The organism is Nonomuraea sp. NPDC050202, assembly GCF_040656115.1.
Lineage (GTDB): Bacteria > Actinomycetota > Actinomycetes > Streptosporangiales > Streptosporangiaceae > Nonomuraea.
Genome location: NZ_JBFALF010000044.1, coordinates 76440 through 86351, shown reverse-complemented (window position 1 = coordinate 86351; position 9912 = coordinate 76440). Strand labels below are relative to the sequence as shown.

Sequence of the window (9912 nt, the reverse complement as noted above, 5' to 3'; positions counted from 1 at the left end):
CGGTGCGGTGAGAGTCGCACGCCGGGTTCGGCGGGCGGGTCCGGGAAACGGACCTGGAGCAATCCAGGCACCGCGCCCGGACTCGACCCAACACCCTCGCCCTGCTGCACGCCTTCCGGCGCTTGCGCATCCGCTGGGAAGTCCGCGCCGACATCCACGAGGCCTTCCTCAAGCTGGCCTGCGCGCTCATCTACTGGCGGCGCCTCACTTCATTGCGTTGGCTCCTCTTACTCCGGGGGCGCATGCGCTGGGCCGATCGCGCGCGCGCGATGAGGGACTGTCTAGATAGCGGTGAACTGGGCGGACGCAATTATCGGCAGGCACAGTGGCGGGCAACGCGCTTCGTCGTCTGGCGCGTCGCCACTGACGAGGAACTCGGATTCTTTGCCACCAAGTGCGCGAGTACGGTCGGAAGCCGCAAACTCGGTAGTCGTGGTCAGAGCCTCCACGGCGATCCTTTCCGAGGAGGCTCTGACCACTGCTGACGGGTTGGTCGGCTAGCTCATAGGCGCGGGTCCTGCTGGACCTTCAGGGCATTGAGGATCGGGTCGCGCTCGCCGATCTCGCGGCGGAACTCGACCTTCAGATCGCCACCGGCGTGCTCGACGGTGACCGTGTTCACGTCCGCGGTCAGCGCACCCGCCCTCGCCTGCACGTCGTGGTCGTAGAGCACGGCTTTGCCTTCGACCACGACATCGAAGGCACGCTTGCCGGCCTTGACCTTCTCGATCTCCGCAAAGTCGCGGCCGATTCGGTAAGCCCCGGCGGGCGCGTTCTTGAACACGTAGGCGAACGTCTCGCCGGTCCGCTGGGTGCGGAACAAATCGTCGTCCTCCGTGCCGCCGATGTCGGCCTTGGTGGCACGCGCCCTGCCGCCTACGTAGCCCCACGGCCGCGAGCCGAGTTCCTGGTCGGGCGACCAGACGAAGCCGTCGGCACCGATGTGCCCGGACCCGCCCGCGTCGACGCCCTTCCAGTAGGCCGAGGTCGCCAGGCGGACCGGCCTGAGCTGGGCTTCGCCCTTGCCGGCGTTCGACGCCACGAGCACGTCCCCGACGAGCACGCCGGGCTCGACGGCAGTGTTGTCGGCCGTTGCCGTGACCGTGGTGGACTCGCCGGCCGCGAGCTTGACCGTGCCGGCCGCGGCCGCGCCCGTGAGGGTCAGCCACGGAAGGTCGGCGGCCTCGTGCCCGCCGTCGCTGGTGCGTTTCTGCTCGCTGAGCCGCACCTCGAGCGGGGCGGAGCCGGTGTTGGTCACGGTCACGTCGGCGGTCGCCTTCTGGTCCTGGCCGAGGAGCCAGTCGAGGTCACCTCCCGTGACGGTTGTGACGCCCGTGGTCAACGCCGCGTCAACCACCTCGGCCTGATCCTTCTTGGCGATGGTCACGGGGTGGCTGGCCGTGACGTAGTTCGGCGCCCAGACCTGCACGGTGTTCTCACCGACCAGCGCCTGGGCCTTCCACCGGCCCTTCTCGTCGGCGATGATGACCCGCTCACCGCTCGGCCCCCTGAGCGTGACGATCGCGCCCGCGATCGACTTGCCGTCGTTCGCGTCGGTGACCGTGCCCTCGATCGTGCCCGCAGCCGGGAGGGTGTACTCCAGCCCCAGACCGGCCGTCAGGATGGGCTGGTTGAAGGAGTACTGGCTCGCGGGGTTGCGCGTCAGGCTCTCCAGGCCGACCGTTGCCGACGACCCGCGGGTGAGGGGGTTGTCGCCGCCGATGCCGTCGCCGTACCCGATCTGGATGCGGCCGTCCGCGATCAGGGTGACCGAAAAGCTCACCCGGGCCGCCCTGTCGCTGTCGAAGGCGGCGTTGCGCCACTCGATGACCTCAGCGGCCAGGCCGTCCACCTCGGTGGTGCCGAAGTAGATGCCCGCCTGGTCGTCGACGACCAGGTCGTCCCAGAACGGGTAGATCGCGTCGAACGCGTATCGCGACGGCAGCGCCGTGTTGCTCCCCAAGGCGCTGGCCCGGTCGAAGATCAGCGCGCCGTTCGTCGTCACGCACACGCCGTCCCAGGCCGTGTCGTAGAACGGGAACAGGAAGCTGGAGTCGAACCACAGCACGCCGCAGACGTCATCGCCGTGCCACCCGGACTCCTCCGTACCCTGGCGGTAGAGCCCGTTTGTCACCTTCATCGAGTACGAGCGACCGGCGGGGGCCACCGGCACGGGGCCCGGCTCCGGCTGCTCGGGCTGGGGCTCCGGCTCCGCCTTGTCTCCGCGCGGATCGAGCGTCACGCGCAGCGCCGCGATGCTCGGGGCCCGCAGGCCCTTCCCGCCCCGCAGCTCCACGGTCAGCGGACCGCCGTCGTGCTGCACGACGGCGGTGTGCCAGTCGGCGGCGTTCGGGCCGACGGCTCCCACGGCGTCGTAGGCGTACTGTGTCAGCTCGTCGTCGACGAGGACGTCGAACACCCGCTTGCCCCGGTTCACCCGCTCGATCTCCGCGAACCCGAGGTCGATGGCGTAGGTGCCCTTCGGCGCGTCGGGGAACCTGTAGACCAGGTCCTTGTCCGGCGTGGTGCGCTGGGACTGGAACAGGGCGTCGTCCTCGGTGCCCTCGATCGCGGCGCTCGCGGAGATCGTCTTGCCCTTCCCGGCGTAGCCCCACGCCCCGTCACGGGTCGCCTGGTCGCCAGACCAGGTGAAGCCGGAGGCGTCGGTGAACGAGGGGCCGCCGGCGTTGACGCCGACCTGGTACTTCGTGGTCGTGAGCGTCACTGGGACGTAGGTCTTGGGCTGCCGTCCGGAGTCGGACAACACGACGATGTTCGCGCCGAGAGTGCCCGGGTCGGCGTCCTTGGAAGAGATCGAGACCTTGACCGTCGTCGACTCGCCCGGGGCCAGGGTGCCGCCGGTCGAGGAGAGCGACAGCCAGGGCAGGTCGGTGAGCAGGTCGTCCTCGACGTCGACCAGCACGACGTCATCGGCGATCTGGTCCGCCGCCCACAGCGCCCCGGTCGAGTCGGTCTCGAGGCCGCCACCCTGGCCCGCCTTCTGGCCCGGGAACCACCACGCGTTGACGAGCGAGCAGTCGTCGGGGTCGACCTGCAGCAGGCGGGTGGGCCTGTTCGAGGTGAGGTCGGTGTACCAGATGGTGTCGGAGGCCTGGTTGTAGGCCAGGCCCATCACCTCGGGCAGCGGCGGGGCGCAGAAGGACAGCAGCGCACCCGCGTTGTCGTGCGACGTCCCGGCGACGGTTCCGATCAGGCCGTTCGCCCGGCCGCCGACGTAGAACACGTCCTCGGCCGGGTTGTAGGCGAGTCCGGTCAGCTGCAGCGTGGACCAGTCACCCTTGATCTGCCGGGTTTCCTTTCCGGTCTCCCTGTCGAAGCAGTGGATGTAGCTGGCCGGGCTGTCCTCCATCTGGCACATGTCACCGGTCTTGGTGTCGAGCGCCATGTCGAACGCCCGGTACTTGGGGTTCCACGAGGCGTCGAAGACCTTGCCGGTCCGCTTGCCCGTCACGGTGTAGGCGGTGTTGGTCCGCGCGTTGTAGTCGTGGACCCAGACGTCGCCGTCGTACCCGATGCCGGAGGGCTCCTTCTCCGCGATCGTGCCCGGGATCTCGATGCGGGTGATGACGTCGCCGCCGGAGGTCGTGCCGACCTTGTCGGCCGCCTGTGCTTCCGCGGCGCTCGCCGTCGCAGCCTTGCCGTCGACGTTCGACGGCTTCATGCCGCTCGCACCGGCCTTCCACGCGGTGAGGTCGATCGTGCTGTCCGCACCCGTCCCGGTGCGCGTGGTGGCGCCGGCGGCGTCGAGCTCGGGGTGGCGCGCGGCCTCGCCCAGGTCGTACGTGAGCGGGGCGGAACCGTTGTTGGTCAGCGTCAGCGAGCCCACACCATTCTGGTCGGTTCCCATCACGGCGTCGAGGCCGCTCGCCTTCAGGCCGGCGGCGCCCGTGGTGAGGCGCGCGTCGACCGTCGCCTTCGCGTAGAGCTTGTCGAGGGTGAAGTCGTACGACCCCGTCACGTAGTTCGGCGCCTCGACGGTCATCGTGTAGCTGGCGACCGGCAGCTGGCGATGCACGATGCCCGTCCCGTTGGTCGTGACGCTCTCGACGAGGCCGTTCTCGTCGGTGAGCGTGACCTTGGCCCCGGACACCGGCAGCCCGTCGTTCTTGTCGACGACGGTCGCGTCGAGGTAGCCCCAGTCCGGAAGGTCGTAGGTGACGATCATCCCGTCGTGGAGCACCGGGACGTTGTCGGAGAACCGGATGCCGTCCACACCGGCCCAGCCCTGGATGCCGGTGATGGTGCGGGCGCCGCCGGTCACCGGGTCGTCGGTCCCGATGCCGTCGCCGTACCCGAAGATCACCTTGCCCGAGCGGGTGAGCGTGGCCGAGAAGTTGACCGGCTCCGTGTACTCGGACCGGATCGGGTAGGCCCAGATCTTGGCGTTGCGGAACTCGATGACGAACGCGTCCTCGCCGTCGACCTTGGTGGCCGCCGTGAAGACTCCCCCGCCGGGGGCGAACTCGACGGGGGACGGGACGTAGAACGGGAAGACGCCCGCACCGCCGGTGCCGGGTCCGGTCGAGGTGACCGGGGAGATCACGCCGCGCCGGCTGATTCCGAGGGTGTCGTGGCTGCCGTTGTAGAGCGCGATCGGGAACGGCAGGTTCACCGTCGCCCACACGCCGCTCGTGAACGCGACCGGGTCGGTGCCGCGCAGGTACTCCCCCTCAGAGAGGGAGCAGCTGTAGCCGCCCTTGTCGACGACGAGAGTGATCGGGATCTCCAGCGACTTGTTCTCGGCACCGACGGTCAGCGGGACGAGCGTCGGCGAGAAGCAGGCGTTGGGCGTGACGGCGAGCCCGTACTGGCCCTCCGGCACACCGGCGATCGTGAACGCGCCGTTGGCGTCCGTGCGCACGGCGTCCAGCGGCGTGTCCTTCACGGAGACGTCGGCGTTCGGGACGGGCTGCCTCTTGTCGTCGATGACCCTGCCGCTGATGTCGTGGCGCGCGGCGGCGGTGAGGGCAACCTCGACCGAGGTGTTCTGGCCGAGGGTGACCGTGGCGCTCGCGGTCGCGGTCAGGTACCCGAAGACCTTGGTGCTGATCTGGTAGTCGCCGGCCGGGAGATTTATCGTGAACCGGCCGTCCTTGTCGGTCCCGATGGACCGGCTGAACGGTCCGCTGATCGTCACGTCGGCGGCGGGGACCGGGGCGCCGTCGGCGGTGACGACACCGGTGAGGGTGCCGCCCTGCCGGGGTGCGAGCTCGAGCAGGCGGACGAGGTCGAGCCGGCCTTCGCCGTACTTGTTGTTGGAGTCGGCGGTGCCGCCGCACTCGGTGTCGTCGACGTCGACGGCCGACTCGGCCAGCAGGCGGCGGGTCTCCTCGACCTGCCCGATGAGGGTCGGGTCGTAGCTCCACAGGCCGGCGACGGCGCCGGCGACGTGGGGAGCCGCCATCGATGTGCCGGACATCTCGGTGTAACTGCCGTTCGGGTAGGACGAACGGACGGCGACGCCCGGAGCGGAGATCTCGGGCTTGATCCGGCCACCTTCACCCTCGCCCTTGCGGGAGAATAACGCGAGCGTGCCGTCCGACGCGTAGGCGCCGACCGAGTAGGCACTCTCGGCGGAGCCGGGCGAGGAGACGGTGTCGCAGGCCGCGTACGGCGTGGTGTTGCCCGATGACCAGACGCTGAAAATGCCCGCGGCGCTCCAGGCCTCGTCGATGGCCTTGAAGAAGTCGTCGAAGTTGTGCTCGGCGTTCTGGCCCCACGAGTTGTTGATGACGTGGGGGCGCTTGGACGGGTCCGGGTTGTTCCCGTTGACGTCGGTCGGGGCGAGCAACCACCAGCCGGACTTGAGCAGCGACTCGACGCCGGTGCTGTCGCAGCAGCCGTTCGTCGCGATCCACTTCGCGTCCGGGGCGACGCCGACGTGGTTGGTGCCGTCGTCGCCGACCATGGTGCCCATGGTGTGCGTGCCGTGTCCGTCGTCGTCGCACGGTGCGCCGGTGCACGTACCCCGGGTGGCCATCCAGTTGTAGTTGTGGTCGACGGTGCCGTCGGGCTTCGTGCCGCGGTACTGGTGCCTCAGGGCGGGGTGGTCGAATTGAACGCCCGAGTCGAGGTTGGACACGGTGATGCCCGCACCGGTGGCCCCCATGGCCCAGGCCTTGGGGGCGTGAATGGCGTCCAGACCCCACGAGACGGTGCCGTCCTCGGCGGTGGTGGAGGGGCGGACGGCCTGGTCGGCCGGCGTCTTCTCGTCCACGGGCTCGACCAGCGCGACCTGTGGCGACGCCTGGATCTCGGCGACCTGCCCGACCGAGGCGACGTCGAGCGCGAGCTGCTGCGTGCCGCCCTTGACGAGCACGGCGTTGACGAGCGGGTAGGACGTGTACTTCACGCCCGCCGCGTCGAGCTGGGCGGAGACGGACGCCGCGGAGGCCTTGGCCGAGGCCTTCAGCGCGTCGTAGACGAACTGACCGCGAGCGGTCCAGTCGGCGATCTTCTTCGCCGGCGCGAGGTCGGCCTTGGTGTCGAACGTGATCCAGAAGTCGGCGACCGGCTCCGTGCGGAAGCGGCCCTTCAGGTCCGACGCGATCTTGCCGGCGGGCGCACCGGGATCCGGCTCAGCGGCCGACGCCGGTGGTGGCGAGGTCATGCTCAGGCCGACCGCTACGGCCAGCGAAACGACGAGGGCTTTCAGTCTCACGTGGGGGGTCCTCCGGCCTACAGGGGTTGGTAGGGGTCGTGGCTCTCGTCATCGCCGTCATCGTCGGCATCGCCGGCATCCCGGGCGTCGGGGGCGTCGGGGGCACCAGGGGCGTCGGGAGTGCTGACGCGCGGCTCGCACGACAGCTCAAGTGGTTGCTGGTGCTCGATGACGGAGTCGTCACGCGCGGGAGGTCGCTCAGGCATGCACTGCCCTAAAGCCATGGATCATGGAGTCATGCTCGGGGTGACGAGCGACCTTCGCTATCCGGCGGATACGTCAATTTTCCTGACAGGTCGTCGAGGGAATCCTCTTCCGCGAACACTCCGGCCTCTACTGCCTTGACCGCGAGCGCGGTCCGGGAACTCACCTTCAACTTGCGCATCGCCGCACGCAGCTGTTGATCCACCGTGGCCGGTGACTTGGCCAGGATCCGGCTGATCTCCCGGTTCGTCTTGCCGGCCACAACCAGTCGGACCACGTCGAGCTCACGAGGCGAGAGCCGGTCGCCGTACCCCCGCCGACCGCCGCGCCACAATCGCGGAACCTCGGCGCCGTGTTCGCGAAGCCGCTGTGCGACACGGTCCGCATCGCCGCGGGCTCCGAGCCTGAACAGTTGTTCGTACTGTGCGGCCAGCAGCTCCCTGCCCTGTTCGATCTGGCCTTGCGCCATGAGCGCCTCGGCTTGACGCTCGCGGGCCAGCATGGCGTCGTAGGGGCGCGGCAACGCGTCCCAGGCGCGCGCCGCCCGGTCGTACGCCCTCGCCGCGCGGGCGTGGTCTCCGGCTGCGGCGACCAGCAGAGCACGGCATACGGTGAGGGCGGCGCGGGGCGCAGGCGCTGTACGGCCACGCAGTCCTCTGGCGAACTGGTCGCCCAGGCGTGTCGCGGCCTTCAGGTCGCCGGCGACGAGGTGCGCCTCGATCCGGGCGGGGACGAGGTCCGTCGCCCACACCCAGATGCCTTTTCTCTGGACTGTGTCCATCGGCTCGTTCGTGATCTGCAGCGCCCGGCCGCTGTTTCCGTCCGTCAGCCACAGTCTGGCCAGCGCAGCGGCGGCCTCCATCGTGTCGTCGGCTGCGCCGAGACGGGCAGACTCCTCAAGGACCAGCCGGAACTGCTCCCCCGCGGCACGCCGCCGTCCGGCTGCGGCTGCCAGCCGGGCCGCGAGGCGAATGCTGCCGAGGTAGTACGCCGGCCGGTCCCGGTCGGCATCGGCGAGTGCCGCGCTTCTCTCCGCGAGCCCCTCCCAGCGGCCGGTGAACCACGCCAGGTTGGCCTGTTCGAGCCGGACGTTGTGTTGCAGCCGGGACGCCTGCTCGGCCTCGGCAAGGCGCATGGCCACGGCGAGGTGTTTTTCCGCGTCGGCGTACCGGCCCCAGATCAGTGCGCCGGTCCCGACATTTACGTGGATGCGGGCCACGTCGAGACGCTCCGCCGAGGCCGCGCCGTCGATGGGCAGGTCAGCGACGACGTCCCAGGCCTCCTCTTCGCCGAGCATGAGCAACGCAGCGGCTCGGTTGCCGGCCAGATTCAGCCGCTCTGCGGGAGAATCGACTTCGGCGGTGAGCTCGGCGGCGCGATCCAGCCAACGCCGATGGGTCGACGCCGGCCACGGTCCCGCATAGGCCCATCCTAGATAGGTCATGGCCCGAGCCGCCTCGACCGGGTCATGGTCGAGGTTGGCCACCGCTTGCTCGAGCTCGCTGAGTGCGGCCTGCGCCTCACCCCCGATGATCAGGAGCCGGCCTAGGGGGTTGCGGATCTCCGCCTGCTGGCGGGCGGAGAGACCGGGGGTCTCCAGCACCGAGCGCAAGGTACGGATCACGCGGTGGTAGACCTCGTCGACCGGTTCACGACGGCCCAGTGCGGCTACTCCGGCGATGCGCGCGACTCGTGCCCGATCCGCCGGCGCCAGCTCGGACCACGAAAACAGATCGACCAGCAAGTCGACCGCCTTGGTGTGGTCGCCCGAGGCCATGGCCAACTCGGCACCTTGCTCGGCGTACCGCGCCCAGGACCGCGTCTCGCCCGCCTCACGGAAGTGGTGGGCAAGGCGTGCGACAGGCGGCGGATGGATGTCCTCCAAGGCCCGGCCGGCCAGCAGGTGGAAGTGCCTGCGGTCGGTCAACGGGATCGCTTCGTAAACAGCCGTGGCGGCCAGCACATGCCGGAATCGCCACTGGCCGCGGTCGTCTCCGTCCAGGAGGCCGGCGTCGGCCGCCTCCGCGATGGCGCCTCGGCACACGGCCGGTGACAGACCGGCGGTCATCGCGATCGTGGCCACCGATGACCGCTCAGCCAACGTAGCCGCGGCTCGCAACACCTGCTGCGCCGTCGGCGACAGACGGCCCACCCGCTCCCGGGTGGAGTCGCGCACCGTTGGCGGCACCTGTAGCTTGCGCAGCTTCAGCCGGACCCACTGTCCGTCGCGGAAGACGAGGTCGGCACGGTCGCACATGAGGCGAACCGACTCCTCCAGCACCAGAGGAACGCCACCGGTCCGCTCGTGCATGAACGTCGTGAACTCCTGCGATATCGGGTTGCCGTCCAGCATCGAGGACACCAGCGCCGCCGTGTCGTCGGGTCGCATCGGCGCCAGGGCGATCCTCAGCTGGGTCACGCCGGCAGGCAACCGGGACGTCAGCCGCAGCAACAGCGATCCGGCGTCCACCTCCTCCGGCCGATAGGAGATCACGAGGCTTGGCCCGTCCGATTGCTGTCGGGAGGCGACGAACAGCAGGAACTCCAAGGTCACCTCGTCGGCCCAGTGAGCGTCCTCGAGCACAAGAACGTCGACACGCAGAGCCCGCAGCAGCTCGTCCAGGGCGCGGAACAGGCGATGCCGTGCCGCCTTCGCATCGTCCAAAGGCGGCAATGCGGGTGGCAGGTCCGAGGACCATTCAGGGAACAGGGGCCGTAACGCACCCGCAAGCTCGGTGAGCCGCAATCGCGACACCGGGCGGTCGATCCCACGGAACGCGTCGACGATCGGCCCCAACGTCAGCGACTCGCGAAGCGGCGGGCACACCGAGACCAAGGCAGTGCGCTGGTCCGGCGCGGCCAACCACTCTCGCAGCAGCCGGCTCTTCCCGATCCCCGCCTCGCCCTCTACCAGCACGATCGCCGGTGGCCGGGCCAAGGCGACCCGCAGCGCCGCCATCTCCCGATCACGACCCACGAAATGCGGCGTAGAAACCGTCGGTGAAGTCCCGTCGTCCTCGGGCAAG

3 protein-coding genes and 1 pseudogene are annotated in these 9912 nt (G+C 69.6%); 1 reads left to right on the top strand and 3 read right to left on the bottom strand.

What is annotated here, in order from left to right; translation table 11 throughout:
- Positions 1-92 precede the first annotated feature (92 nt).
- Positions 93-197: pseudogene (locus AB0I79_RS54530) on the top strand (IS5/IS1182 family transposase); the annotation flags it as partial.
- Positions 198-502: 305 nt separating this feature from the next.
- On the opposite strand, the gene AB0I79_RS54525 reads toward AB0I79_RS54530, so the two are convergent.
- The 3 genes from AB0I79_RS54525 to AB0I79_RS54515 are packed head-to-tail and all read right to left on the bottom strand — an operon-like array spanning position 503 to position 9911.
- Positions 503-6682 (bottom strand): S8 family serine peptidase, encoded by a 6180-nt coding sequence (locus tag AB0I79_RS54525; protein ID WP_357892328.1) that lies wholly within the window; start codon positions 6680-6682, stop codon positions 503-505.
- A 17-nt stretch (positions 6683-6699) separates the two neighbouring features.
- Complete coding sequence (locus AB0I79_RS54520; RefSeq protein WP_357892325.1) at positions 6700-6888, bottom strand: hypothetical protein; 189 nt, start codon at positions 6886-6888, stop codon at positions 6700-6702.
- 29 nt (positions 6889-6917) lie between these two features.
- The gene (locus AB0I79_RS54515) at positions 6918-9911 is read right to left on the bottom strand and encodes an AAA family ATPase (RefSeq protein WP_357892322.1); all 2994 of its coding nucleotides are present in this window, start codon (positions 9909-9911) and stop codon (positions 6918-6920) included.
- Position 9912 lies beyond the last annotated feature (1 nt).